Source organism: Serratia sp. 201, assembly GCF_037027545.1.
Classification (GTDB): domain Bacteria; phylum Pseudomonadota; class Gammaproteobacteria; order Enterobacterales; family Enterobacteriaceae; genus Serratia; species Serratia bockelmannii.
Genome location: NZ_JAXCHC010000002.1, coordinates 1,380,390 through 1,405,394 on the forward strand (window position 1 = coordinate 1,380,390; position 25,005 = coordinate 1,405,394).

A 25,005-nucleotide genomic window follows, 5' to 3' on the forward strand; every position below is an offset into this window, starting at 1 on the left:
TAGCAGGTGAATGGCATTTTTTGCAGCATTCTGTGCGTTATAAGATCAATCTGAGCAAAGAAAAGTCTTTCCATACGCACGGCGTCGGCTTCACCCGCGCGTTTTTTTATGTTCTATTGGCTAGCGGTTTAACCGAGAATCTTTACCCTTTGACCGATTCGTTGAGTTGAAAGGACTCCCCATGTCAGTACTGCGTATTCTGGCGCTGTTCGCCGCGACTGCCGCCGCGTTGCCCGCCCTGGCCAAGCCGGTGGCTCACGGCACGGCGCTCGAGAACGGCATTCGTTGGCAATCTTGTCTCAACAGCGGTTTTCAGCGCTGGTTCGATGAGGCGCCACCGCCGGGGCTGCGCTGCGGTTACCTCGAGGTGCCGTTAGCCTACGCCACGCCGCCCGCCCATGCGGCGCAGGCGGGCGAACAGACCGTGCGTCTGGCACTGACCCTGCAGCCCGCTACCGGGCCGAAAAAGGGCAGCGTAGTGATGATCAGCGGGGGCCCAGGCCTGCCGGGCATCAACCCCTATCTGGGCAACGACGCCCACGTCGCCAGACTGCGAAAATCCTACGATATCATCGGTTACGATCCGCGCGGCGTCGGTCAGTCGACGCCGAAAATCTCCTGCCAGCTGGCCGAAGGCGACGAAACCCCGACGCCGGACGACAACGACGTGGCCGGTGCGGAGAATCAGACGCGCACCCTGATTGCCGCCTGCATCAAACAAACCGGCGCGGACGTGTTGCAACACATCGGCACCGACGAGGCGGTCAACGATCTGAACGCAATCCGCCACGCGCTGGGCGAACCGGGGCTGACGGCGGTGGCGTACTCTTACGGCACCAAGGTGGCGGCGCTGTATGCCGAACGTTTTCCGAAGAAAACGCGCGCGCTGGTGCTGGACGGGGTGGTGGATCTGGCGGAGGACGATTTCACCCAGCGCATGAACCAGGAGCGGGGCTTCCAGCAAAGCTTCCTGCGCTTCGCCGCCTACTGCGGCAAAACCGACAGCTGCCAGCTGGGCGGCGGCGCTAATCAGGCGCTGCAGCGCTATCATGCCTTACTGCGCAAGCTGCACGATCAACCGTTCGTCACTGCGGCGGGCTATGAAATCTCCGCCGACGATGTGCTGACGGTCACGCGTTCGCTGCTGCTGTGGCCGGAGCGCTGGCATGAGCTGGCGACCGTGCTGCGTCAACTCGATGCCGGCATCGCCGGGCAGCAGGTTTCCGATCTGATTGACGAAAGCTATTCGCCGGACGCCGATGACGCCCTGAACGTCATCACCTGCGCCGACGTCGCCAACCCGACGGCCGATCCGCAGCAGTTGCGCAGGCAGCGGCAGGAGATCAATACCGCCGCTTTGTACGCTCACTACCTGCCGCTACACGAGTATCCGCTGGAAATGTGCGATCTATGGCCGTACCGCGGCAAAGATCGGCCGCACACCCCGGTGGCGTCCGCCGCGCTGCCGCCGCTGCTGTTCGTCGCCCAGCGCTACGATCCGACCACGCCGTACCGCAACGCCCAGGTGATGGCCGCCGCCTTTAAAAGCCCGCTGATCACCCGCGAACGCGACGGACATACGCTGGCGCTGAACGGCATCGACAGCTGCGTTGACGAAAGCGTGGTGGAGTATCTGCTGGCGCCGAAAAAGCCGCGCCGCGACAAGGTTTGCCGCTGAGGAGGCCGGGGCAGCCCGGCCACAAGAGAGTCAGCCGGCGAAAATATGCGCCTGGCCCATCACGTTGAGATTGACCTGTGCACCGGGCCGCAGGCCTTCGCGGCTGACGGTTTTGATCTCGAGCTGTGCGCCGGTGGCCGCCATTTGCAGATTGAGGGTGGAGACGAAGCCGGCGAAATCGATGCCGGTGATCACCGCCTGGCCGCGCTGCGCCGGATCAGACAAACCGATTTGAATCTGCTCCGGGCGCAGCATGATGCGCGCTGAGCCGCTGCGTTGGCGATCGTCGACGGCGATGCGCCCCAATGCGCAGTCTGCCCAGCCCTGCGCCAGTTCGGCGGTCAGCACCAGCGTTTCGCCAAGGAAACTGGCGGTCGGTTCATCGACCGGGCGCAGATAGAGATCTTGCGGCGCGCCCACCTGCGCCAGCCGGCCGTTGCGCATCACCGCCACCTGATCGGCGAACGACAGCGCCTCGCTCTGATCGTGCGTAACCAGAATCGACGCCACTTTGGCCTCCGTCAGCAGTTCGGCCACCGCTTTGCGGGTGGCGGCGCGCAGGCCGGTATCCAACGCCGAGAACGGCTCATCCAGCAACATCAGCCGAGGTTGTTGCGACAAAGCGCGCGCCAGCGCGACCCGCTGCTGCTGTCCGCCGGACAACTCGTGCGGCCACAGCGCGGCCAGGCGGCGATCCAGCGCTACCATTTCCATCAGCGCCTCAATACGGTGCTGTTTCTCGCGTTTGCTTCCTTTAAGGCCAAAACCGATGTTGCCGGCAACGGTAAAGTGCGGGAACAGTGCGCCATCCTGCGGGACGAAGCCGATGCCGCGCAGATGCGCCGGCACCCAGCCGCCGCCGTTGCCCATGGCTTGCCCTTGCAGCAGGATCTGGCCGCCGTCGGGGATTTCAAAGCCGGCGATGATGCGCAGCAGGGTGGTTTTGCCGGAGCCGGAAGGGCCGACGATCGCCGTGCGGCTGCCGGCGGCAACCTGTAGGTCGATGTGTTCCAGCACCCTGATGGCATTGTAAGATTTTCCGATACCGTGCAGTTCGAGCGTGCTCATAGTCCCGCCGTACGTTTAGATTGAGAGTAAAGAAGCCAGGTGAGCGGCAGCGACAGCGCCACCATAATCAGCGCATAAGGCGCGGCGGCGACATAGTCTATCTCGCTGGTCAGCGCCCAAAATCCGGTGGCCAGCGTGCGGGTGCCGTTCGGCGCCAGCAGCAGCGTGGCGGTCAGTTCATTGGCGATCGCCAGAAACACCAGCGCGGCGCCCGCAGCGGCGCCCGGCGCCGCCAGCCGCAGCGTGGTGCTCCACAGCGCCTGCGCCGGCGATTTGCCGAGGCTGCGCGCCACGTTTTCCAATTCCACCGGCGCCTGTGCGATACCGGCGCGCAGATTGATCAGCGCCCGCGGCATAAACATCAGCAGATATGCCAGCAGCAGGGTGATTTCGGTCTGGTAAATCGGCCGGAAGCTGTGAATGGTGATGGTCACCAGCGCCAGCGCCACCACGATACCAGGCAGCGAGCTGGTCACGTAGTTGCAGCCTTCCAGCACCCGATACAGCCGGGCCGGATAGCGTACCGACAGCCAGGCCATCGGAATGGCGCACAGCGTAATCAACAATGCGCCAGCGGCGGACAGCGACAGCGTTTGCCACAGCGCGGGCCACAGCTCGGCGTTACGCCACACCTCGAATCCACCCAGCCAAAGCCAGCGGGCCAGGGTGATGAAAGGCACGCCCAGCGCCAACGCGGTCAGCGCGATCGGCAGCAGCAGCGCCAGTGCGGCGAACGGCGCTGACAGGCGACGCGGCGTTTGGCTGCGGGCGCTGCCGGAACCGACGCGGGCATAGCGCGCGCGGCCGCGGCTGAGAGCCTCAAGCAACAGCAGCCCCAGGCAGCACAGCACCAACACGCCGGCCAGCATGTTGGCCGCCGGGCCGTTGAAGGTCGACTGGAACTGATCGAAGATCGCGGTGGTAAAGGTATCGAAACGGATCATGGCGTACAGGCCATACTCCGCCAGCAGGTGCAGCGCGATCAGCAGCGAGCCGCCCCAGACCGCCAGCTTCAGCTGCGGCAGCACCACGCGGAAAAACACCGCCGGCGGCCGGGAACCAAGCGAGGTAGCGACGTCTTCGATACCGGGATCCAGGCGGCGCAGCACGGCGGCGGCCGGTAGGTAAATGAACGGGAAATAGGCGAGCACCGAGATGAAAACGCCGGCGCCCAGGCCGTGCATCGACGGCACCAGGCTGATCCAGGCATAGCTTTGCACAAAGGCCGGCACCGCCAGCGGCGCGGTGGCCAATACCGCCCAGAGACGGCGGCCCGGCAGCGTAGTGCGTTCGGTCAACCAGGCCAGGGCCACGCCCAGCACGGCGCAGATCGGCAGCGTCAACACCACCAACAGTAGGGTATTCAACAGCAGTTCCGCCACGCGTGGGCGGAAAACCAGAGCTTTGACCATTTGCCAGCCGGTTTCAAACGCCACGCCGATAACGAATCCCAGCGGCAACAGCGCCAGCAGCGACAGCAGCACAGCGCTGGCCACCACGATCGCCCCTGGCCGCGGGTGACGGGGGACAACAGAATAACGCCGCGCGGTCTGCGCGGCGTGGGTACTCAGGTTTGACATAACGATCAAAAACTCTCGGTTTGCCGGCGGGCCTTACAGCAGGCCGGCCTCGGTCATCAGTTCGACCACTTTTTTACTGTTCAGCTGCGCGGCGTCTACTTTCGGTGCGTCCAGATCTTTCAGCGGCACCAGTTTCGGGTTGGAGGCCGCACCGACGCCGACGGCGTATTCGAAGGCATTGTTGGTGCGCAGGATCTCCTGGCCCTGTTTGCCGGTGATCCACTTGATGAAGGCCTGCGCCTGCTGCTGATGCTTGCTGGAAGCCAGCACGCCGCCGCCGGAGATGCTGACGAATGCGCCCGGATCCTGATGTTTGAAGTAATACAGCTTGATGTTGTTGCTGTTCTCGCCGGTTTTAGCGCCGTCGACGAACGGGTAGTAATGATAGATCACGCCGCTGTCGATCTGGCCGGCATTGACCGCTTTCATCACCGTGCTGTTGCCCTTATAGGCGGTGAAATTGGTTTTCATCGCTTTCAGCCACTCCAGCGTGGCTTTCTCGCCTTTCAGCGCCAGCAGCGCGCTGACGATCGCCTGGAAATCGGCGCCCGATGGCGAAGCGGCCCAGCGGCCTTTCCATTCCGGCTTGGCCAGATCCAGCAGCGACTTCGGCAACTGCGCGTCGGTCAGTTTGGCCGGGTTGTAGACGAACACGGTAGAACGGGCGGCGATGCCGGTCCAGCGGCCGTGGCTGGGGCGATATTGCGGCTCTACCTGGGCCAACGTCGCGGCGTCCAGCGGGGCGAACAGCTTGGCGTTATCCACCAACACCATCGCCGGGGAGTTTTCCGTCAGGAACACGTCGGCAGGCGAGGCGCTGCCTTCCTGCACCAGCTGATTGCCCAGCTCGCTGTCGCCGCCGTTGCGCAGCGTGACTTTGATGCCGGTGTCTTTGGTAAACCCGTCGACCCAGGATTTCACCAGATTTTCATGCTGGGCGTTGTAAATAACGATGCCCTGGTCGGCGGAGGCCGCCTGAGCGCCAAAGGCCAGCATCATCGAGGAGGCGAGCAGGGCGACGGGGCCGAGAGATGAAATACGCAGCTTCATGCAGTTATCCTTTTTAGCGTTCGAATGAAGAAAACGAATATCGCCTGGCAAGCGCAAGCAGGCCGATTTTAGCCAAGAACATCAATAATGATAGTGAAAACGATTCGTATTAAATTATTTTTGACGATCGCTCACAAAATGAATTGCCCTAAGGATACGTTAAGCTTCGGCTGGAATAATCTATATTGATTGCCTGAATTTATGTCACCGCCGATTCACGGGGTTCCCGGCGGCAATGCCGGTCTCCGCGTTTATCCTCGTGTTCTTTATCGTTCCGTCACCAGTACTCCTTTGATAATGAAAGAAATTCAACACCGCTTTTGGTTATGACTCATAGCGATTAATGATTTAATTTATTCCACTGCCTCATTGCATATTGAACGCGATAAAACACTCATCAGGGATATCGACGTGAAATATTCATTCAATGGCAAGAAATTGGCTGGTTTAATCATCCTGGCTTTTAACGCGACGGTCGCACAGGCGGCCGAGGTGCCGGCGGGCGCTAAACTGGCGGCGGCGCAAGAACTGGTGCGCGCCAACGGGTATGAACCGGCGACGCTGGATCCAAACCTGGCCGAGAGCAATGTGGAGTTCTACATCTTCAACGATCTGTTCGAAGGCTTGCTGCGCGTCGGAAAAGACGGCGAAGTGATCCCGGCGCTGGCACAGAAGTGGGAGCACCAGGGCAACGTCTGGACTTTCCATCTGCGGCCGCAGGCCAAGTGGTCGAACGGCGATCCGGTCACCGCCGACGATTTCGTTTACAGTTGGCAGCGCCTCACCGATCCGAAAACCGCGTCGCCGTACGGCAGCTATCTGGCTTCGGCCTACGTGCTGAACGCGGCGGCGATCAACGCCGGCAGCAAGCCGCCGAGCGAGCTGGGCGTCAAGGCGCTGGATGCGCACACCCTGCAGGTGACGCTGTCGGAGCCCAACTCCTATCTGCTCAAACAACTGGTGCATTTTCCGGTCTTGCCGGTTAACCGCAAGGTGGTGGAGCAGTACGGCAAAAACTGGACTCAACCGGCGCATTTTGTCGGCAACGGCGCGTTCCGCCTCAGCCAGTGGGTGGTGAACGAAAAGGTGGTGGTGGAACGCAATCCGCAGTATTGGGATAACGCCAACACCGTGCTCAACAAGGTGACGTTCTTGCCGATACAGGGATTCCCGGAAGTGGCGCGTTTTCGCGCCGGCGAGGTGGAATTGGGGTATACCACGCCGCCGGAGCTGTATCAGCAGCTGAAAAAAACGCTCGGTGAGCAACAGCTGGTGACCTATCCGCTGCTCTCCACCAGCTATTTCGCCTTCAACAACCGCCAGGCGCCGTTCAACGACGTGCGGGTGCGTCAGGCGCTGAATCTGGCGCTGGATAAAGAGATCATCGCCGGCAAGGTGCTGGGATATGGCCAGCAGCCGGCCTGGACCTTTACCCCAACGGGGGCGGGCGGCTATCGCCTGCAGCCCGGCGCCGCGGCCGGCTGGACGCCGGAACAACGGCACGCCCAGGCGAAGCAACTGCTGGCGCAGGCCGGTTTCAACGCCGAGCATCCGCTGCGCTTTACCGTGCTGTACAGTAACGACGCCACCATCAAGAAGATCGTCATCGCCGCCGCCGCCATGTGGAAAAAGAACCTCGGGGTAGAGGCCACCTTGCAAAGCCAGGAGCGTAAAGTGACGCTGGATAATATCAACCGCGGGCAGTACGGCGTGGCCTTTACTCGATGGCTGGCGGATTACAACGATCCGTCTACTTTCCTGAACGTGTTCCGTTCCGACAGCAGCGAAAACAGCCCCAAATACCGCAATCCGGAGTACGATCGCATTCTGCATCAGGCGACGGCGGCGCCGACACCGCAGCAGGTGCAGCAGTATTTCCAGCAGGCCGAGGCGGTGCTGGCCGTCGATACGCCGGTCGCGCCGGTGTACTACGAAGCCAACGCCACGCTGGTCAAACCTTACGTGAAGGGGATCGACTTTACCCGTCAGGGCGCGCTATACGATAAAAACGTCTACATTCTCGCGCACTAAGAAATAAAAAAACGGCTGATTTATATCAGCCGTTTTTATAGATTCACATTTAATAAAATTATCCTAAATACTCCATAAACGACGGGCAATCTTTTCTTCCCGCCGGATAAAACAACGCCTATACTGCGCCGGTAGTTTATATGCAGTATCTCGTTTGGCGAGGCTCCTATACAAACACAGGTTACTGATCTGACGACATCGAGAGATGCCCAAGGTTAAGACAGGCTTTATCGGATTAAGGTTCAGCCCAAAGTAACTTCCGAGCAACAATTCGGATACGTTGTATAGTGCTAAAACCTGGACGCGGAGATAGGCAGTCTGCACTCCCTCTGTGGTTACGCCCCTATGCGATTCGCTGTTGAAGTTCACAACAGAAATAGGGACTGACAAAATGATCAAGTCACATCAATACTCTTCTTCTCCGGCGCTGCGCGCGACTGAAACTCTCGATGAAACTTCAGTTGCCGGTTATATGAACGCCGATTTTATTACCGTTCCCGCGACGATGACGGTCACGCATGCCCGGGAATATTTACTTTCGCAGCTAAAAACGGACGAAATTCCCACCCGGGTCTTTATTACCGCGGACGACTATCATTTGCGCGGCACGCTGTCGGTGAAAAAACTGCTGCAGTGCGACGATGAGGATAAAGCGGTCGGCGTAATGATGGATTACAGCTATTTCCAGGTTTCACCCGACGACGATCGCAATGACGTGGCGCATCTGCTGGGCAAAGGCGGTTTGGACGTGGTGCCGGTCGTGGCGAACAACACGCTGGTCGGCGTGCTGGGCGAGCGCGAGATCGCTCGGCTGGTCGAAGATGAAAACACCGAAGACGCGCAGCGTCAGGGCGCGAGCCTGCCGCTGGACAAGCCTTATCTGGAGACCAGCCCGTGGGCGCTGTGGCGCAAACGCTCGGTGTGGCTGCTGATGTTGTTCGTGGCCGAAGCTTACACCGGCAACGTGCTGAAAGCGTTTGAAGATCAGCTCGAAGCGGCGATTGCGCTGGCGTTCTTCATCCCGTTGCTGATCGGCACCGGCGGCAACAGCGGCACCCAGATCACCTCGACGCTGGTGCGTGCTATGGCGCTGGGCGAGGTCAGCCTGCGCAATCTGGGCGCGGTGATCCGCAAAGAGGTCACGACCTCGCTGCTGATCGCCGTCACCATCGGTCTGGCGGCCTGGGTGCGCGCCTGGATCATGGGCGTCGGCATGGAGGTGACGCTGGTGGTCAGCCTGTCGCTGGTGGCGATCACCGTATGGAGCGCCATTGTTTCGTCGATCATCCCGATGCTGCTGAAACGGCTCGGTATCGATCCAGCGGTGGTGTCGGCGCCGTTTATCGCCACCTTTATCGACGGCACCGGCCTGATTATTTATTTCAAAATCGCCCAGCACGTCCTGGGAATTTAAACGGGTCCCGCGCTTGAAAGCGCGGGAATGTTGCCAAAAAGAGGAGGACGTTAAAAAACCATGGATACCGACCAACCCCGATATTTAACGCAAGGGGCTTTTATCGATAACATTTAACCTGAGGACAAAATAATGGGAAACATGACTATTTTTATGGGATTCCTGGCAATGATCAGCTCGCTGGGCCTGTTGGCGGCCTATATGAGCACCAAATGGGATGATTGATGAACGCTAAAGATCCGCCTAGATGCATCCTCCCCGTACCGCTATTTATTATGGGGAGGATTTAGTGGCGCGCTGAACGCGCGGCCTGATACGGGAGTTGATAATAATGACGATTCTTATTTTGGGATTGCTCTACGCCATTTTAATGATCTCGGTGGGCGTTAATGAGATTTATTTTTATTCCACCGGAAAATCCAATTTTCTTACTAGCCTCATGCTGACATTCTCTGGCAGTATGCTGCTGATCGCCTTTGTCTGGCAATTATCCGCTAAAGTAAAAAAATAAATCACCGTCTGAATGTGAGCAGCATCATGCAGAATGAAAAACAGGCCGTGGCCAGAAACTCGATGATTGCCAGCGGGGTGCTGGCCACGGGCAAATTCGTCGCCGGCATTTTTACCGGCAGTATTGGCCTGATATCCGAAGGGATCCACTCTTTCACCGATTTTATCGCCACCAGCATCACCTGGCTGGCGGTGCGCATCAGCGATAAACCCGCCGATGACGATCACCACTTCGGCCACGGCAAAGTGGAAAACCTGGCGGCGCTGTTCGAAGTGCTGTTGTTGCTGGGCGCCGCCGGTTGGATTGTCTATGAGGCGGGCAGCAGCCTGCTCGGGCAACCGCATGAGATCGTCGCGGCGCCGGTGGTGATCGCGGTGTTGCTGATCTCCATCTGCGTCGATTTCTTCCGCGTGCGGGCGCTCAACCGCGTCGCCAAAGCCACCGACAGCGCGGCGCTGGAGGCGGATGCGCTGCATTTCTTCTCCGACATGCTTTCATCCGGCGTGGTGCTGCTGGGCATGGTGTTTGTGCTGCTAGGCTTTGGCCGTGCGGACGCCATCGCCGCGCTGATCGTCGCCGGTTTTATCTTTGTCGCCGCAATCAAGCTCGGTAAACGCTCCTTCGACTCGTTGATGGATACTGCGCCCGCCGGAGCCACCGAAGCGATTCGCGCCACGCTGGACAGCTTTCCGGCGGTGCTGGCCTGCGACAGCGTGCGCATTCGCAACGCCGGCGCCGTAATGTTTGTCGAGATCACGGTGGCGGTGTGCCGCACCTTGCCGCTGGAGCGCATCGATACGTTGAAGCGAGAAATCATCGAACGGCTGCGGGAGCAGTACGCCAGGGCGGAATTCACCGTCATCGCGGTGCCGCAGACCCGCAGCGACGAAGACATGGCGACGCGCATTCGGGCGATTGCCGCCAACCACGGCGCGCAGGTGCAGAATGTGACCTTGCAGCAGTTGCCGACGCGTATGGCGATCGGCATGGATTTGGCGGTGCCGGCCCACGTCAGCGTGGCGCAGGCGCATGACATCGCCACGGAAATAGAAGGGATCCTGCGCCAGGCGATCGGCGAAGACACTGAAATAGAGACGCACCTGGAGCCGCAGACGCCGCACTGGCTGACCAGCGAGGATGTCGATGCGGCGGAGCTGGCTGCTATTCGCCGCATCCTGCAATCGGCGCTGGAGCAGGGGGAGAATGTGCAAGACGTACACAACATCCGTGCGCGCAAGACCGACGGCGGCATCATCGTCAACTTCCACTGCCGCGTGTCGCCGGCGGTAACCATCGCCGCCGCGCACGATGCGGTCGATCGGGTCGAGCGGCGGCTGCGCGCGCTTTATCCGGCCATCACGCGCGCGATAGGGCACGTCGAGCCGATCAAGCCCGGCATTTGAATCAGCTCGGCCAACTGCGGATAGAGCACCGCGTTGGCCAGTAGCAGCGGGTTGCCGCGCCGCAGCCCGTTGTTGTGCATAAAGTCATTCGCCACGCCGCCGGCTTCGCGCGTCAGCACCAGTCCAGGCAGACTGTCCCAGGCATTCATGTGCGGTTCGTAATAGCCCAGCAGCCGTCCGGCGGCCACCTGGGCGGTCATCAACGCGCCGGAGCCGCTGCGCACAAACATTCCTCCCGCCTGCAGCAGGCGACAGAGAAAGCCGCTGAATTCCGCCGCCGAGGCGCGTGGTGATATCCCGACGCCCATCACGCCATCCGCAACGCTGCGCCCGGCATGCACGCCTATCGGTTCCCCGTTGAGGAAGGCGCCGCCGCCGCGGCAGGCGCGGAACATCTCGCGGTGGTTGGGATCGTAGACCACACCGATCGTCGGCTCGCCGTCGATCACCACGCCTATCGCGATACACCAGGTATGCAATCCGTTCAGGAAGCAGGCGGTGCCATCGATAGGATCGACGACCCAAACGCAGGCGGCGTGCTCGCCGCTGCTGCCGCTCTCTTCGCCGAGAAAGCCATCCTGGGGAAACCGGCGATTGATCATGCGGCGGATCAGCGCTTCGACGCGGCGGTCGGCTTCGCTGACCACGTCCTGCAGCCCCTGTTTAAAGTCGACCGCCAGGCTTTGCCGCCGTTGATAAAAACTGAAAGCGAGATCGGCGGCGGCGCGGGCGATCTCACGCGCGAAGCGGTAGCGCGTTTCGATATCCTGTGGGGAAAGTAACGGCATGGCAGGCTCGATAACAAAGAATGAATCGACTTACTCTGCCATAAAAGAATGAACGTAATGTGTCGTTCAACGCGGCGGATAATAAAAACGTAGCAGTATCAGGGCGTCGTGGGCTGAAAGCGGTTCGGTCTTGGCCTCGGCCGGTATTATCGAGCGCCAAAACGCCAGCCCGCGCGGATTATCCTGGCTGACCGACAGCGACCAACCGCCGGGATGCTGCGCGAACAAGGAATGAGCGGCCCGTTGTCCCAGCCCGTTGCGTCGCCATTCGGGTTTGATGTAGAACTCCGCCATTTCGACGGTTGCGCTATCCAGACGCCTGACCAACGCGAAACCGGCGGTTTGCCGATCGCTCAACATCAAATAAGAGTAGCGGCCGACCTCGCGCCAGTAGAGCGGCAGATAGGGGTAATCTCCATCGGCGCCCAACTCGCGAAGGCAATCGGACAGCATGGCCGCCAGCAGTGGCCGCTGCGAGAGTGAGGCTTGCTCAAGGGAAAATGCCATGTCGCACTCCATCAAAAAACAGGCCGCCGGATGGCGGCCTGTCAAGGTTAGCCCAGATGCAACCGGGCGGTGATGTCGGCAATCTCGCGGCGCCAGCGCGCCTGAAGCTCCGGTTTCTGATGCTTCGGCTTGCGCGCCAGGTCGGCCTCCAATTTGCTTTCGAGGGCAAACAGAGCGGTCAACAGCGCTTCTTCGCCTTCCAATCGATCGTCCGGCGTCGGGCCATCAGCATTAGCCCTGTCCGCCGTCGGCAGTACCGGCGCTTCGCCCGCCAGGCGCTGATACACCGGCGCCAGATCGTGCCACTCCTCCAGTTTTTGCTGGTCGATCAGCCAAAAGCGGTTGCAGCTCTGTTCGATCAGCATCCTGTCGTGGGTAACCAGCATGACGGCGCCGGGGAACTGGCGCAGTGTTTCCGCCAGCTCCTCTTTGCCCGCCATGTCCAGGTGGTTGGTGGGCTCGTCCAGCAGCAGCAGCGAATGGTTGGCCAGCGTCAGACCGACGAACAGCAGCCGCGAACGCTCGCCACCGCTCAGCGAACGGATCTGCTGATGGTGGCGCAGGTAAGGAAAACCGGCGCCGATCAGCGCCAGTTTCCGCTGTTCCTCGGTCAGCGGTGCAAACTGCGCCAACGCGTCGCTCAACGTGTCCTCATCGCGCAGCTGTTGCAGGCTCTGATCGTAATAGCCGATGTGCACGCGCGGATGGAACAGCGCCGGGCGCTCCGTTTGTTGCTGATACTCACGCCACAACAGGCGCAGCAGCGACGATTTACCGCAGCCGTTGCGCCCGACGATGGCGATGCGATCGCCGCTTTTCACGCGCAGATGTTCGAGGCTGAACAGCACCGGCGCATCCGGCGCCGGGCGCACCGCCCAGTGCGGCAGCGCCAGCAGGCGATCGGCGTCCAGCGCTTCTCCCTGCAGCCGCAACCGCCACGGGCTGCCGGCGGTCAGGGTGGTCTGTTCTTCCTTCAACCGATCGACGCGCTTCTCCATTTGCTTGGCCTTGCGCGCCAGATCTTCGTTGTCGTAGACCTTGCCCCAGGTCGCCAGGCGTTTGGCGCTTTTTTCCACCCGGTCTATCTCTTTCTGCTCGGCGTAGCGCCGCTGTTCGTCCGCGGCGTCCTGTTCCGCCAGCGCGGTGCGCGCCGCAGAGCAGGGCAAACGGAAGAACTGCAGCGTTTTGTCGCGCAGGATCCAGGTGCAGTTAGTCACCTGATCGAGCAGGTAGCGATCGTGCGACACCAGCACGAAGCTGCCGGTCCAGTTACGCAAGAACTGTTCCAGCCACAGCAGCGTGGGCAGGTCCAGGTGGTTGCTGGGTTCGTCGAGCAACAGCAGATCGGGTTGGCGGATCAGCGCGCGCGCCAACAGCAGCCGCGTATGCTGGCCGCCGCTGAGGGTGCCAGCGGTCAACGTCCAGCTTGCCGGTTCAAACCCCAGCTCGGCCAGTAACGCTTCACAGCGCCAGCGTTCACTGAGGTGTTGGCCCGCAGGCAGCCGCGCCAGCACCGCATCCAGCAGGGTGCAGGCGTGCAGCTCCGGCGGCAGGTGCTGCTCGATGCGCGCCATCAGACATTGGTGTGACAATGTCACTGAACCGGTGTGCGCAGGTAGGTCGCCGCTGAGAATTTGCAGCAGGGTGCTTTTGCCGCAGCCGTTATCGCCGATCAAACCGATGCGATCGCCTTTTTTCAGGCTGAAGGATATCTCGCTCAGCAGGACGCCGAACGCGTTGTCGTAACCGACAGATTGTGCAGACAGTAATGTGCTCATTGCTTACTCAAGAGTTACAGGCATGACAATGCCTATCGTCAAACATCGCTGACGACAACCCGGTAAGCCGGAGGGAAGATCCTGGATTTTAGTAAGCTTCGCTCAAGCTGGGTTATCGCAGCACGATACCGGTAATGCTTGAGCGGCGACGATTACCAAAGAAGTGTGAGTGAAAAACCAATTCACACGTCAGCATAGTAAGTCTCCTTTTATTGGTTGCAGGTTAATCGGTGGCTGGAGTATAGAGCGCTTTATGCCGTATCGCCAGTGTAAAAGCGCCTGAATAATCAGCAGGCTAAGGCGAGCACGGGCGCGTGGCACACAATGGGAATAATTACTGTATTTCGGCCGACATTAAGCAGCTATTATAATTAGCGTTTATGGTTAAGCGACGGTTCATCCGCCGCCTTTTCGTCTGTCTATCAGATAATGATGCTGAGCACTGAATTTATGTTAAAGCCCCGTTCGTTCCTGCTGTTGTTGTTATTGCTGTTGGGTTTGCAGCTGACGCCGCTCGGCGCCGTCGCCGCCCCCCAGGATGATCCCACCGCCGAAAGCGCGCCCGATCCCGCTACGCAGCTGAAAGCCGCGCAAAAGCAGTTGGACAGCATGAAGCAGCTGGTTTCAAAGGCTACCACCGACACCCAGCTCAGCAAGCTGCGGCTGGCGACCGACGATCTGGTCGCCAGCATGGATAAATTGTCTGCCGATCTGCAGCCGCTGCAGGAAAAGCTGCAGGCGCAGTTGGACGTGTTGGGGCCGGCCCCGGCGGCCGGCGCGCTGCCGGAAACCCCGGCTGTCGCCCAGCAGCGTAATGCGCTGAACAGCAGCAAGAAGCAGCTGGACGATGCGGTAAAACGCGCGCAGGCCATCAAGACCAGCGCTTTCGACCTGGGGCAGCAGATCAGCGATCTGCGCCGGGTAGCGTTTAAAACCCAGCTGGCGCTGAACACCGGCAGCATTTTGGGCGTCAAGTTCTGGACGCCGGTGGTGCAGCCGTCAGCGGATGACGTGCAGCGGCTGGACCAGTTCAACGCCGAGATGAAAGCGGCCTGGGACGCCAGTTGGCAGGACGAATGGCGGTACGGCACGCTGGCGTTGCTGGCGCTGGCGGTGATCGTCTGGTCCTGGGGGCGCTATTTGTCCGAGCGTTTCCTCGCCTGGGTCAGCATTCGCTTCCTGCCGGACGGGCGCCTGCGCCGCAGCTTTATGGCGATCATCACCGTGGCCGTGACGGTGTTCACTACCTCGATCGCGCTGAATTTGCTGTATTACGTTTTTATCCGCGTGCAGCCGCTGCCGGTGATGCTGGAAGACTTCGCCGAAGGCTTTAACCGTCTGGGGATTTTCTGCGCGCTGATCGCCGGGCTGGGGCGTGCGGCGCTGTCGCTGAATCGTCCGTCGTGGCGTTTGGCTTCGCTGGACAATGAAGTGGCCGCCGGGCTGCGTTACTTCTCGCCGCTGCTGGCCGGTCTGGCGCTGGCGTTCGGCACCGTTGAGCTGATCAACAACGTCGTCAGCGCCTCATTGGCCACCACCATCTTCGGTAACGGCCTGGTAGCGGGATTGATCGGCATGGTGCTGCTGGCGGCGCCGCTGCGCGGCCAGCGCATTCGTCGCCGCCTGGAGCAGCAGGGCGCGCACCTGGAAAAACGCACGCTGGTCGGCGGGCTGGTGCATATCGTCACCCTGGTGTGTTCGGTGGTGATCCTGCTTTCCTTGCTTGTGGGTTACATCGCCTTCGCCCGCTTCCTGACCTACCAGCTGATCTGGGTGGTGCTGGTGCTGATGGCGTTCTACTTCATGGTGTTGTTCGCCACTGACCTGTGCGCCGCGCTGTTTTCGCCGCAGACCGTCAGCGGCAAGATGCTGAAGAAAACGCTCAGCTTCAAGGATCGCCATCTGGAGCAGGTGGCGATCATCACCACCGCGCTGGCCAAATGTTCGCTGTTGCTGTTGATGATCGTCGCGTTGTTCAACGGCTCGTTCGGCAGCACCACGCCAGGCTCGCTGATAGAGAAAATCGTCTCGATCCTGACCGGCGAAGGCTTACAGCGTTTCAACATCGTGCCCGGCAACCTGCTCAACGCCGTGATCTGTCTGGCGATCGGTATCTACATCCTGCGCGCGGTGCGGCGCTGGCTGGGCTCTGAGCTGCTGCCGAAAACCATTTCGGACGTCGGCATCCGGGCCTCGCTGGTGACGCTGTTCAGCAATATCGGTTATGTGCTGGTGATTCTGATCACCCTGGCGGCGCTCGGCATCCAGTGGAGCAACCTGGCGTGGATCGTCAGCGCCTTGTCGGTCGGTATCGGTTTCGGTTTACAGGAGATCGTGAAGAACTTTATTTCCGGCCTGATCCTGCTAACCGAGCGCCCGGTGAAGGTCGGGGATATGATCGGCATCGGCGGCGTGGAAGGCGACGTGCGGCGCATCAACGTGCGCGCCACCGAAATCCAGCTCAGCGACCGCTCCACCATGATCGTACCGAACTCGCAGCTGATCTCGCAGAACGTGCGCAACGCCACCATGGGCAACGCGCAAGGGGTAGTGACCATCGCGCTGACGTTCCCGACCTCGATCGATCCGGAGCAGGTGCGCAATATCTTGCTCAGCGCCTATAACGAGTACGAAACCATTCTGGAGACGCCGGCACCTTATGTGCGCTTTAGCCAGCTGGGGCCGGACGGAATTATCCTGAGCGTGACCGGCTACGTGCCGAGCCCGCGCATGGTCGGCGCCACCAAGAGCGAACTGCTGTTCAATATCCTCAAGCTGCTGCGCGCGCAGGAAGTGAGCCTGTCCAGCCCGCAAGAAGTGGTGTTTATGAAACAGCAGGCGACGCGGTATCAGGCCAACGAAGAGGAACATTCCTCCTAACCCAGCCCTGAGGCGGCGGGCCGTTAAGTGACGGCCCGCCGAACGTGGCTAGTACATCGACGGCTCCACCGATTGCGAGCAGTCGCTGTTGGCGCTGGATTTGGTGCAGGTGTAGGGCTCATTCGGCGATGCCGAAGGCGCATTCGATGGGCCGCCGCCGCCGATACAGCCGCTCAGCATCAGCATCAAAAACACGAGAATTATCTTCTTCATCTCACCGTCCTCCATTGCGATTCCTCCCTTAAGTATATGTCGGGAAAGCGAACGGCACCGCTCACCGGTGCAATCTATACTCCTTTGATAACGTTTCGGCGCACAACGGCGGCGAACGAGGAGGGAAAGATGCAAACCGACGACGATTTGACCCACTTTGCCGCGCAGGGTGCGCCGCCGTTGCCGCCCTGTACCAAGCAGGGTGATGTCGAACATGACGGCGCGCGCATCTGGTATGCGGCCTATGGCGCGGATCCGACGGTGATCCTGCTGCACGGCGGCCTGGGCCACAGCGGCAACTGGGGGTATCAGCTGCCGACGCTGCTGGCCGCCGGGTACGGCGTGCTGGTCATCGACAGCCGCGGGCACGGGCGCAGCACTCGCGACGCCCGGCCGTATCGTTACGCTCGCATGGCCGATGATCTGTTGGCGGTGATGGACGCGTTGCGGATCCCGCACGCCGCGCTGGCGGGCTGGAGCGATGGCGCCTGTGTTGCGCTTATCGCTGCCCATCGGGCGCCGCAGCGGGTGGACGGCGTTTTTTTCTTCGGTTGCAATATGGACGCCAGCGGCGTTAAACCGCCCGCGTCAAACCCCATCGTGGAGCGCTGTTTTGCGCGTCATGCGCAGGACTATGCCGCCTTGTCGCCGACGCCGGAGGAGTTCGACGCGTTCGTCGCTGCCGTGAGCCTGATGATGAGCAGCCAGCCAGACTACCGCGTACAGGAATTGGCAGCCATTCGCGTGCCGGTGACGATCGTTCATAGCGAGCACGATGAGTTTATCCGCGTCGAGCATGCCGTCTACTTGAGCCGCAGCATCCCTGGCGCCCGTCTGGTGATGCTGCCGGGTGTCAGCCACTTCGCGCCGCTGCAGCGGCCAGCGGTGTTCAACCGCGCGCTGTTGGATTTTCTCGCCGATGTGATGTGTCGCAAGGCGTTTTGAGGCCGCCGCAAAGAAAACGGGCGCCAAACGGCGCCCAAGGCGTGACAGGTTAGAAATCGACCGTCGCCTGCAGGCTCAGGCTGCGCGGCTCACCCTCAATCACGCGTAAATTACCGGCGCTGGAAGCATAGTATTCGCGGTTGAACAGGTTTTTCACATTCAGTTTCAGCTGAGTATGTTTCCCCAGCAGCTTGCTGTCCCAGGCGACAAAGGCATCCGCCACGGTATAGGCCGGCATGGTGAAACTGTTCTCCGGATCGCCGGCGCGGCGACCGACGTAGCGCGCGCCGCCGCCAATGCGCACCTCGCCGGGCACCACCGGCAGCGTCATGCGGTGGCTGAGGTACAGGCCGCCCATGTTGGTCGGGGCGTTGACCAGCCGATTGCCGACGTTGGTCGGATTGAGGTTGTCTTCGACGATCTCGGTTTTGTCGTAGCTGTAGTTGGCGGTGAGATCCCAGTTGGGCGCCACTTCGCCGTTCAACTCCAATTCCGCACCGGTGGAGCGTGCTTTGGGAATGCTGCGGGTCACGCCGTTGATAAAGATCGACATATTGCTTTCATCGATGCGATAGAGCGCCAGCGTGGCGTCGAACGCCGGAGTGATCTGCCATTTTCCGCCTACCTCATAGGTGGTGCCGGTTTCCGGCGTAGCGACGTCGCCATTGTCGTCGATGGCGGTGGACGGCGTGAACGAACGGCTGTAATTGCCGTACAGCGACAGGCTCGGCGTCAGCTTATACACCAACCCCGCCTGCGGCAAAAACTGGTCGTCTTTGTCATTGAGCGTATTTTTCGGTTTCTGGAAACCGTTGCTGTTGTTTTGGTAATACGACTGATAGCGCGCGCCCAGCACCGCGATCCATTGATCGGTGAGATGAATGCTGTCCTTGGCGTACAGGGAACGGCTGAACAGCGTGGCGCGCAGGTTGCTTGACGCGTCACTGTAAGTGGTGCTGTCAGTGACCGGCGTTTCGCCATACACCGGATCATACATGTTGAAGGTCTTCGAGACCTTGCCGCGGTAGGAATAGGCCTTGTAGGTCTGATTCTTCTCGTAGTCCACGCCCAGCAGCAGGTCGTGCTGCATGCCGAACAGCTGCGGCGAACCGGTCAGATCCCAGGAGTAATAGTGGGTTTGATGATTGAAACCGCGATTGGCGTCGGCGCGGCGCGAGACGATGCCGGTCGTGGTGTCGACCGCGGTGGCGCGCACTTCGTTGCTGTCGTAACGGCGTTGCAGCCAGGCGTAGTTGAAGCGGGTCGTCCAGATCGGATCCAGCGCGTACTCATAATGGGCGTTCAGACGTTTGTTCTTGCCCCAGGCATGGTTCGCGTAGTCATCCAAGCGGCGGTCATAGGGCACATCGACCGGTTTGCCGTCGATAAATGCGGTGCCGCGATCGTAAGGAATGTCGTACTTGTATTCGCTGTAGGCGATGTTAAAGGAAGCCTGGTCGCCGAACCAACTGAGCGAGGGGGCGATCAGCGTGTGTTCGTCGCTGCCGAAATTGCGCCAGTAATCTGCGTGCTGGCGTTCGGCGATCAGGCGAAAGGCGAAGCCGCCGCCCAGCGGGCCGGTCACATCGACGCTGCCGCTGCCGCCGCCAACACTGTTGGTGGCGCCGCTGATGCGGGTGTTCCAGTCATACTGCGGTTTTTTGCTGATCAGATTGATGACGCCGCCGGGGCTGAGGATGCCATACAGCAGCGAAGCGGAACCTTTCAGGACCTCAACGCGATCGGTGGTGGCGTCCATGCTCAACCCCTGATTGCTGCGCACGCCGTCGATGAAGACCGAGCCGTCGGAGTTAACCCCGAACCCGCGTTTGACGAAGCCATCCTCCGTGCCGCCGAGCGTGTTGCCCTGGGTGACGCCGCTGACGAACTTCATCGCGTCATTGACGCTTTTGACCTGGAAGTCGTCAATGACCTGAGAGGTGACGACGCTGACCGATTGCGGTACCTCGGCGATCGGCGCGGCGGTCTTGCCGGCGGTCGAGGCGGTGTCGGCGCTATAGCTGCCAGAAGGCTGGGCCGCGGCGGTCACCGTAATGGATTCCTCCGTTTTTGCGCCGGGTGCGGCGGCGATCGCCAGGGCGGGGAACAGGCCGGCGAACAGGGGCAGCGAGCGAAAAACGTGATTTTTTTTGTTTTTGTTGGGGTGGCGAAGAACTGACTGGCGCATATAATTCCGTAAAAAATAATAAATAGTAACGATTATCATTATAATTATCATTTATCCGTTTTGAATAGTGGGGAATGCCTGTATCCCTTCACTGCGCGATTTAATTTTGTCTTTACGGTAAAAGACGGCCATTTTGCCGGTAAAAAATCGGCTGGGTGGCAATAACGATCGTAGTGACGGGAGGGGCACGGCAGTTTGTTCGCCGGAAGGGGGATTCCTGTCAATATATTGATACACAAATATATTTTCCCTTGATGAATAAACAGGTGTCCGGGCAGGCAAAACTGGCAATAATAGGCGGGTCGGCCGTTTATCTTCGCCTCATCGCCGACGGTTGTGACGCGAACAGACTGTCACTTTATGCTAGCGGAAGTCTCTGGATCCAAGATGCAAACCACCTCGTTGTCCGATACCCGGAAAATCTGGCCCGCGCTCATCATTTTTTTGCTGGTGTTCACCCTGTGTCTGCTGGGCATCGTGAGTCGCCCCGGCAGCTTTCTGGCGATATTCTGGCCGGTGAACGCCGTACTGCTGGCCGTTTTGGTGCGGCGGCCACAGTGGGCTACGCGGGCCGGCTGGGGCATGGCGGTGCTGGGCTATCTGGCGGCGGATCTGTTGACCGGCAGTTCGCTGCAAAAGACGCTGCTGCTGAACGTCGCCAATCTGACCGGCGTCGTGGTGGGGTATCTGTTGTTCATGCGGCTGTCGCCGCCGGCGCGCACGTTGCAGCGCGGCACGTCCAGCATGTACCTGTTCGGTATCTGCCTGGCTGCCGCCGCCGCGACCGGCGCGGTGGGCGCCGCAACTTCGCAGTGGCTGTTCGGCAGACCGTATCTGACCTCGCTGGCGCTGTGGTTCTCGTCCGAATTCACCAACTACGTCACGCTGATGCCGTTTATTCTGGCGTTTCCCGCCGATTGGCGACGTCGCCTTGCGGCGGCCGGCGCCCTGTTCACCCAGCGCAGCCACTGGCCGCGCGCGGGGCGAAAACTCACGGTATTGGCGCTGCTGTTGCTGGCGGCGGTGTGCAGCGTGCTGATCGGCGGCCCCGGGGCGGTGATCTTTCCCATGCCGGTGCTGCTATGGCTGGCGATGTCCTTCTCATTGTTCTGCACCATGATTGCGGTGCTGATTTATGTGCTGTGGTGCCATCTGGCGATCGATTTCGGGTTGCTTAGCACGACGCTCGACATGAAGGTGTTGCAAAACGCGGTATCGATGCGTTTGGGCATCGCGCTGCTGGCGCTGGGGCCCATCGCCGTGGCCAGCATGAACTATGCGCGTAATGCGCTGCTGCGCACGCTGGAGCACGTGGCGAATCACGATGCGTTAACGCACGTGCTGACGCGCAATGCGTTTATGCAGCGCGGCGAACGGTTGATAGACCAAAAGGGCGAGCTGGTGTGCGTCATGATGCTCGATATCGACTATTTCAAATCGATTAATGACCGTTTTGGCCATGCCGGCGGCGATCAGGCACTGATGGCCTTTACCCGCGCGATCGCCGCCGATCTGAGCGTCGGTGACCTGTTCGGCCGCATGGGGGGCGAAGAGTTCGCCATCGTTTCGACGCTCGGCCAGCCGCAGCAAGGATGGCAATTGGCCGAACGCCTGCGGCAACGCATCGAAACGGAGTCTATCCTCATGCCGGCCGGGCATCCGCTGCAGATCACCGTCAGCATCGGCATGGTGACCTGCCCGGGCGGCGCCGGCCAAAGCCTGGCGGATCTGCTGAAGCTGGCGGATCTGGCGGTGTACAAAGCGAAAAACGCCGGCCGTAACCGGGTTGCCACACCGGAATCGTCTCCGCCGGCTGCTCATGGCCGCTGAACTTCCGATCCGCGCTCTGCCCCGGCCGTCTAAACTGGTAGGGGGCGCGGGCATTTCCGCCTGCGCCGAACCGACTGTCCTTAATCAGACAAGAGGATGCCAGAATGAAATACGTAGACGGGTTTGTGGTGGCGGTACCGGCCGCCAATAAGGAGGCCTATCACCGGTTGGCGGCCGCAGCGGCGCCGCTGTTCAAAGAGTTTGGTGCCACGCGCATCGTGGAATGTTGGGGCGATGACGTGCCCGACGGCAAACTTACCGACTTTCGCGGCGCGGTGAAAGCCCAGGAAGACGAAGTGGTGGTGTTCAGTTGGATAGAGTACCCCTCCAAGGCGGTACGCGACGCCGCCAACGAAAAAATGATGAACGACCCGCGCATGAAAGCGCTGGGCGAGATGCCGTTCGACGGCAAACGCATGATCTTCGGCGGTTTCGCGCCGATCCTCGATGCGTAAAGGAGGCACAGATGGCCAGAATTACGCAACATCTGTGGTTTGAAAAAGACATGGAAGCGGCGCTGAATTGCTATGTCGCGTTGATCCCCGGTTCGTCCGTGAACTGGTTTTCCGAGCTGCCGGCGGATACGCCGAGCGGCCCGGCCGGCAGCGTGAAGCTGGCTTCCTTCACGTTGGGCGACCAGCGCTATGCGGCGATCGAAGCCGGGCCGTTGGATCCGTTCAATCACAGCTTCTCCGTGATGGTGGAATGTGACGATCAGGCGGAGGTCGACAGGCTGTGGGGCGCGCTGAGCGAGGGCGGCGAGGCGGAGCAGTGCGGCTGGCTGCGCGATCGCTGGGGGCTGTGCTGGCAGATCGTGCCGCGGCGCCTGACGGAGTTGATGAACGATCCCGACGCCGCCCGCGTGCGGCGTGTCACGGAAGCGATGCTGTTGATGGGCAAAATCGACATCGCCGGGTTGGAAGCGGCGGCGCGCGAGTAGTGCAACGCTCACTGAGGGAGAGAACGGATGCACCGAGAACGGCACAGTATTGAACGCATCGGCTGGCTGCGGGCGGCGGTGCTCGGCGCCAACGACGGCATCGTTTCAACGGCCAGCCTGCTGCTGGGCGTCGCGGCGGCCAGCGCCTCGCATTCCGCGCTGATGATCGCCGGTGTCGCCGGGTGGGTGGCCGGCGCAATGTCGATGGCCACCGGCGAGTATGTGTCGGTCTCATCTCAGGCGGATACCGAAAAGGCCGCGCTGGCGGAGGAACAGGCGGAACTGCTTGAAGACTACCCGGGGGAGTTTCGCGAACTGACGTCAATCTACGTGCATCGCGGTCTGGATCCGGCGTTGGCCCGGCAGGTGGCGGAAAAGCTGATGGCGCATGATGCGCTGGAGGCCCACGCGCGCGACGAGCTGGGCATTTCCTCTGCCACCCGCGCCCGGCCGCTGCAGGCCGCGTTGGCGTCGGCCCTGAGTTTCTCTCTCGGCGCGCTGTTGCCGCTGCTGGTGGCGCTGTGGGTACCGGTCGCCTGGACGCGGCCGGCGCTGGTGGCGTCGGCGCTGATTTCCCTCGGCGTTCTCGGCGGCATCGCCGCGAAAACCGGCGGGGCGCCGATCTTGCCAGGCGTGGCGCGCATCCTCATCTGGAGCGCACTGGCGATGGCAGTTTCTTCCGGCGTCGGCCTGCTGTTTGGCGTTACGGCCGGCTAACGTCGCACTTGCATCAATCTATTGCACCTCAAGCTCAGAATTTATCATTTGTCAGCCGCCGGCGTTCGCGGCAAGGTGACGGCAACGCCAACCTCAGTCAGGGACACTTATGCAGAAATCACAGATCCTATCGTGGGTCGCCCAGCATCCGCTGTTGCAACGCATGGTCGCGCTAGAGCCGATCACCTGGTTCAATCCACGCGCGACAACGTTGGCCGCAGGGCTGCCCCACGTCGGGTTGACCGCCGCCGACGTCGCCGACGCGGAGCAGCGCCTGGCGCGCTTCGCGCCTTATCTCGCCGCGGCCTTCCCGGAAACCCAACCCACAAAGGGGATCATCGAATCCGAGCTGGTGGCGATCCCTGCCATGCAGCTCGCGTTGGATCGGCGCTATGGGCAGACGTTGGGCGGACGCCTGCTGTTGAAAAAGGACAGCCATCTGCCGATTTCCGGTTCAATCAAGGCGCGCGGCGGCATCTATGAGGTGCTGACGCACGCGGAAAAGCTGGCGCTGGAGGCGGGGCTGCTGCACACCGGCGACGACTACGCCCGGCTGTTTTCCGATGAGTTTCGTCAGTTCTTCAGCCAGTACCGCATCGCCGTCGGATCGACCGGCAATCTGGGATTATCCATCGGCATAATCAGCGCCCGACTGGGGTTTGACGTCAGCGTGCACATGTCGGCGGATGCACGGGCGTGGAAGAAGCAAAAGCTGCGCGATAACGGCGTCACGGTGGTGGAGTACGCCGAAGATTACGGCGTGGCGGTCGAGCAGGGGCGCAAACAGGCGGCAAACGATCCGCGCTGTTTCTTTATCGATGATGAAAACTCGCAAACTCTGTTCCTCGGCTACGCGGTGGCCGGCGACCGCCTGAAGCGGCAGTTCGCCGAACAGGGTATCGTGGTGGACGCGCAGCATCCGCTGTTCGTGTATCTGCCGTGCGGCGTCGGCGGCGGGCCGGGCGGTGTGGCGTTTGGCCTCAAGCTGGCGTTCGGCGATCACGTTCACTGCATTTTCGCCGAGCCGACCCATTCGCCCTGCATGCTGCTCGGCGTCTACAGCGGGCTGCATGACGGCATTGCGGTGCAAGATCTCGGCATCGATAACCGCACCGCGGCGGACGGGCTGGCGGTGGGGCGCGCCTCCGGCTTTGTCGGCCGGGCGATGGAGCGCCTGCTGAACGCGTTTTACACTCTCAGCGATGAAGAGATGTTTGCGCTGCTCGGGTTGTTGGACCGGTACGAGCATATCCAACTGGAGCCGTCCGCGTTGGCGGGCATGGCCGGACCGTGGCGCGTTGCCGCCCATGCGAAGGCGCTCAGCGAGCAAGGCATCAGCGCCGAGCACCTGGCGCAGGCGACGCATCTGGTGTGGGCGACCGGCGGCGGCATGGTGCCGTCGGCGGAAATGGCGAAGTACCTCGCCGCCGGGCAGGCGGCGGAGTAAGGCACAGTAAAAAGGGGCGAAAATCGCCCCTGATTGT

The 25,005-nt window shown here is 61.0% G+C and carries 21 protein-coding genes and 1 riboswitch; of the genes, 13 read left to right on the top strand and 8 right to left on the bottom strand.

What is annotated here, in order from left to right; genetic code table 11:
• Window positions 1-181: 181 nt before the first annotated feature.
• The gene (locus WA302_RS14805; RefSeq protein WP_197823175.1) at window positions 182-1,678 is read left to right on the top strand and encodes an alpha/beta hydrolase; all 1,497 of its coding nucleotides are present in this window, start codon (window positions 182-184) and stop codon (window positions 1,676-1,678) included.
• 30 nt (window positions 1,679-1,708) lie between these two features.
• On the opposite strand, the gene WA302_RS14810 is transcribed toward WA302_RS14805, so the two are convergent.
• From WA302_RS14810 to WA302_RS14820, 3 genes are read right to left on the bottom strand one after another with little or no spacing between them, the layout of a single operon-like run.
• On the bottom strand, window positions 1,709-2,746 hold the full coding sequence (locus WA302_RS14810; protein ID WP_025302920.1) for an ABC transporter ATP-binding protein: 1,038 nt from the start codon (window positions 2,744-2,746) through the stop codon (window positions 1,709-1,711).
• On the bottom strand, window positions 2,743-4,326 hold the full coding sequence (locus tag WA302_RS14815; RefSeq protein WP_151428548.1) for an ABC transporter permease: 1,584 nt from the start codon (window positions 4,324-4,326) through the stop codon (window positions 2,743-2,745). The genes WA302_RS14810 and WA302_RS14815 overlap by 4 nt, the downstream gene beginning before the upstream one ends.
• Before the next feature lie 33 nt (window positions 4,327-4,359).
• Window positions 4,360-5,376: an iron ABC transporter substrate-binding protein gene (locus WA302_RS14820; protein ID WP_043143486.1), complete on the bottom strand. Its 1,017-nt coding sequence runs from the start codon at window positions 5,374-5,376 to the stop codon at window positions 4,360-4,362.
• A gap of 411 nt (window positions 5,377-5,787) precedes the next feature.
• Between WA302_RS14820 and WA302_RS14825 the strand changes: the two genes are divergently transcribed.
• The 5 genes from WA302_RS14825 (at window position 5,788) to WA302_RS14845 (ending at window position 10,735) form a co-directional block, all read left to right on the top strand.
• A complete protein-coding gene (locus WA302_RS14825; RefSeq protein ID WP_043143549.1) occupies window positions 5,788-7,407 on the top strand; it encodes an ABC transporter substrate-binding protein in 1,620 nt (539 codons plus the stop codon).
• Between the two features lie 142 nt (window positions 7,408-7,549).
• Window positions 7,550-7,723: riboswitch (M-box (ykoK) riboswitch) on the top strand.
• Between the two features lie 75 nt (window positions 7,724-7,798).
• Window positions 7,799-8,821 carry a magnesium transporter gene (locus WA302_RS14830; RefSeq protein ID WP_025302916.1) on the top strand — a complete coding sequence of 341 codons (1,023 nt, stop codon included), beginning with the start codon at window positions 7,799-7,801 and terminating at the stop codon, window positions 8,819-8,821.
• Window positions 8,822-8,953: 132 nt separating this feature from the next.
• Entirely contained in the window at window positions 8,954-9,046 is a 93-nt protein-coding gene (mgtS, locus tag WA302_RS14835) for a protein MgtS (RefSeq protein ID WP_004938109.1), read from the top strand.
• 106 nt (window positions 9,047-9,152) lie between these two features.
• Window positions 9,153-9,332 (top strand): hypothetical protein, encoded by a 180-nt coding sequence (locus tag WA302_RS14840; protein ID WP_025302915.1) that lies wholly within the window; start codon window positions 9,153-9,155, stop codon window positions 9,330-9,332.
• A gap of 26 nt (window positions 9,333-9,358) precedes the next feature.
• Entirely contained in the window at window positions 9,359-10,735 is a 1,377-nt protein-coding gene (locus tag WA302_RS14845) for a cation diffusion facilitator family transporter (protein WP_043143489.1), read from the top strand.
• Here WA302_RS14845 and WA302_RS14850 read toward each other — a convergent pair.
• The 3 genes from WA302_RS14850 to WA302_RS14860 form a co-directional block, all read right to left on the bottom strand.
• On the bottom strand, window positions 10,678-11,523 hold the full coding sequence (locus WA302_RS14850; protein ID WP_142590346.1) for an inositol monophosphatase family protein: 846 nt from the start codon (window positions 11,521-11,523) through the stop codon (window positions 10,678-10,680). The two genes, WA302_RS14845 and WA302_RS14850, sit on opposite strands and share 58 nt — an antisense overlap.
• A 66-nt stretch (window positions 11,524-11,589) precedes the next feature.
• Window positions 11,590-12,030 (bottom strand): GNAT family N-acetyltransferase, encoded by a 441-nt coding sequence (locus tag WA302_RS14855; protein WP_336064370.1) that lies wholly within the window; start codon window positions 12,028-12,030, stop codon window positions 11,590-11,592.
• A 47-nt stretch (window positions 12,031-12,077) separates the two neighbouring features.
• Window positions 12,078-13,808 carry an ABC-F family ATP-binding cassette domain-containing protein gene (locus WA302_RS14860; RefSeq protein WP_142590347.1) on the bottom strand — a complete coding sequence of 577 codons (1,731 nt, stop codon included), beginning with the start codon at window positions 13,806-13,808 and terminating at the stop codon, window positions 12,078-12,080.
• Between the two features lie 450 nt (window positions 13,809-14,258).
• Here WA302_RS14860 and WA302_RS14865 point away from each other — a divergent pair, with 450 nt between their 5' ends.
• On the top strand, window positions 14,259-16,688 hold the full coding sequence (locus WA302_RS14865; protein ID WP_336064373.1) for a DUF3772 domain-containing protein: 2,430 nt from the start codon (window positions 14,259-14,261) through the stop codon (window positions 16,686-16,688).
• Window positions 16,689-16,736: 48 nt separating this feature from the next.
• Here WA302_RS14865 and WA302_RS14870 read toward each other — a convergent pair whose 3' ends face one another.
• Window positions 16,737-16,901: a hypothetical protein gene (locus WA302_RS14870; RefSeq protein WP_223294939.1), complete on the bottom strand. Its 165-nt coding sequence runs from the start codon at window positions 16,899-16,901 to the stop codon at window positions 16,737-16,739.
• A 129-nt stretch (window positions 16,902-17,030) separates the two neighbouring features.
• On the opposite strand from WA302_RS14870, the gene WA302_RS14875 reads away from it, so the two are divergent.
• On the top strand, window positions 17,031-17,846 hold the full coding sequence (locus WA302_RS14875; protein ID WP_099817252.1) for an alpha/beta fold hydrolase: 816 nt from the start codon (window positions 17,031-17,033) through the stop codon (window positions 17,844-17,846).
• A 49-nt stretch (window positions 17,847-17,895) separates the two neighbouring features.
• On the opposite strand, the gene WA302_RS14880 is transcribed toward WA302_RS14875, so the two are convergent.
• Window positions 17,896-20,034 carry a TonB-dependent siderophore receptor gene (locus WA302_RS14880; protein ID WP_301480966.1) on the bottom strand — a complete coding sequence of 713 codons (2,139 nt, stop codon included), beginning with the start codon at window positions 20,032-20,034 and terminating at the stop codon, window positions 17,896-17,898.
• Window positions 20,035-20,421: 387 nt separating this feature from the next.
• On the opposite strand from WA302_RS14880, the gene WA302_RS14885 reads away from it, so the two are divergent.
• From WA302_RS14885 to WA302_RS14905, 5 genes are all read left to right on the top strand, one after another.
• On the top strand, window positions 20,422-21,864 hold the full coding sequence (locus WA302_RS14885; protein ID WP_049295670.1) for a GGDEF domain-containing protein: 1,443 nt from the start codon (window positions 20,422-20,424) through the stop codon (window positions 21,862-21,864).
• Window positions 21,865-21,968: 104 nt separating this feature from the next.
• Window positions 21,969-22,319, top strand: coding sequence for a DUF1428 domain-containing protein (locus WA302_RS14890; protein ID WP_025302905.1), 351 nt, complete (start codon window positions 21,969-21,971; stop codon window positions 22,317-22,319).
• 11 nt (window positions 22,320-22,330) lie between these two features.
• Window positions 22,331-22,804, top strand: a complete 474-nt coding sequence (locus WA302_RS14895) for a VOC family protein (protein WP_025302904.1) — start codon at window positions 22,331-22,333, stop codon at window positions 22,802-22,804.
• Window positions 22,805-22,831: 27 nt separating this feature from the next.
• Complete coding sequence (locus WA302_RS14900) at window positions 22,832-23,521, top strand: VIT1/CCC1 transporter family protein (RefSeq protein ID WP_025302903.1); 690 nt, start codon at window positions 22,832-22,834, stop codon at window positions 23,519-23,521.
• A 109-nt stretch (window positions 23,522-23,630) separates the two neighbouring features.
• Window positions 23,631-24,968 carry a D-serine ammonia-lyase gene (locus WA302_RS14905; RefSeq protein WP_197822035.1) on the top strand — a complete coding sequence of 446 codons (1,338 nt, stop codon included), beginning with the start codon at window positions 23,631-23,633 and terminating at the stop codon, window positions 24,966-24,968.
• Window positions 24,969-25,005 lie beyond the last annotated feature (37 nt).

What these genes read in the sequence shown, in the direction of transcription:
- WA302_RS14815 (WP_151428548.1), bottom strand. Translation starts at nt 4,326, where the DNA reads ATGTCAAACCTGAGTACCCACGCCGCGCAGACCGCGCGGCGTTATTCT.
- WA302_RS14805 (WP_197823175.1), top strand. Translation starts at nt 182, where the DNA reads ATGTCAGTACTGCGTATTCTGGCGCTGTTCGCCGCGACTGCCGCCGCG.
- WA302_RS14845 (WP_043143489.1), top strand. Translation starts at nt 9,359, where the DNA reads ATGCAGAATGAAAAACAGGCCGTGGCCAGAAACTCGATGATTGCCAGC.
- WA302_RS14890 (WP_025302905.1), top strand. Translation starts at nt 21,969, where the DNA reads ATGAAATACGTAGACGGGTTTGTGGTGGCGGTACCGGCCGCCAATAAG.
- WA302_RS14820 (WP_043143486.1), bottom strand. Translation starts at nt 5,376, where the DNA reads ATGAAGCTGCGTATTTCATCTCTCGGCCCCGTCGCCCTGCTCGCCTCC.
- WA302_RS14875 (WP_099817252.1), top strand. Translation starts at nt 17,031, where the DNA reads ATGCAAACCGACGACGATTTGACCCACTTTGCCGCGCAGGGTGCGCCG.
- WA302_RS14870 (WP_223294939.1), bottom strand. Translation starts at nt 16,901, where the DNA reads ATGAAGAAGATAATTCTCGTGTTTTTGATGCTGATGCTGAGCGGCTGT.
- WA302_RS14840 (WP_025302915.1), top strand. Translation starts at nt 9,153, where the DNA reads ATGACGATTCTTATTTTGGGATTGCTCTACGCCATTTTAATGATCTCG.
- WA302_RS14855 (WP_336064370.1), bottom strand. Translation starts at nt 12,030, where the DNA reads ATGGCATTTTCCCTTGAGCAAGCCTCACTCTCGCAGCGGCCACTGCTG.
- WA302_RS14905 (WP_197822035.1), top strand. Translation starts at nt 23,631, where the DNA reads ATGCAGAAATCACAGATCCTATCGTGGGTCGCCCAGCATCCGCTGTTG.
- WA302_RS14810 (WP_025302920.1), bottom strand. Translation starts at nt 2,746, where the DNA reads ATGAGCACGCTCGAACTGCACGGTATCGGAAAATCTTACAATGCCATC.
- WA302_RS14885 (WP_049295670.1), top strand. Translation starts at nt 20,422, where the DNA reads ATGCAAACCACCTCGTTGTCCGATACCCGGAAAATCTGGCCCGCGCTC.
- WA302_RS14860 (WP_142590347.1), bottom strand. Translation starts at nt 13,808, where the DNA reads ATGAGCACATTACTGTCTGCACAATCTGTCGGTTACGACAACGCGTTC.
- WA302_RS14880 (WP_301480966.1), bottom strand. Translation starts at nt 20,034, where the DNA reads ATGCGCCAGTCAGTTCTTCGCCACCCCAACAAAAACAAAAAAAATCAC.
- WA302_RS14865 (WP_336064373.1), top strand. Translation starts at nt 14,259, where the DNA reads ATGTTAAAGCCCCGTTCGTTCCTGCTGTTGTTGTTATTGCTGTTGGGT.
- WA302_RS14830 (WP_025302916.1), top strand. Translation starts at nt 7,799, where the DNA reads ATGATCAAGTCACATCAATACTCTTCTTCTCCGGCGCTGCGCGCGACT.
- WA302_RS14900 (WP_025302903.1), top strand. Translation starts at nt 22,832, where the DNA reads ATGCACCGAGAACGGCACAGTATTGAACGCATCGGCTGGCTGCGGGCG.
- mgtS (WP_004938109.1), top strand. Translation starts at nt 8,954, where the DNA reads ATGGGAAACATGACTATTTTTATGGGATTCCTGGCAATGATCAGCTCG.
- WA302_RS14850 (WP_142590346.1), bottom strand. Translation starts at nt 11,523, where the DNA reads ATGCCGTTACTTTCCCCACAGGATATCGAAACGCGCTACCGCTTCGCG.
- WA302_RS14895 (WP_025302904.1), top strand. Translation starts at nt 22,331, where the DNA reads ATGGCCAGAATTACGCAACATCTGTGGTTTGAAAAAGACATGGAAGCG.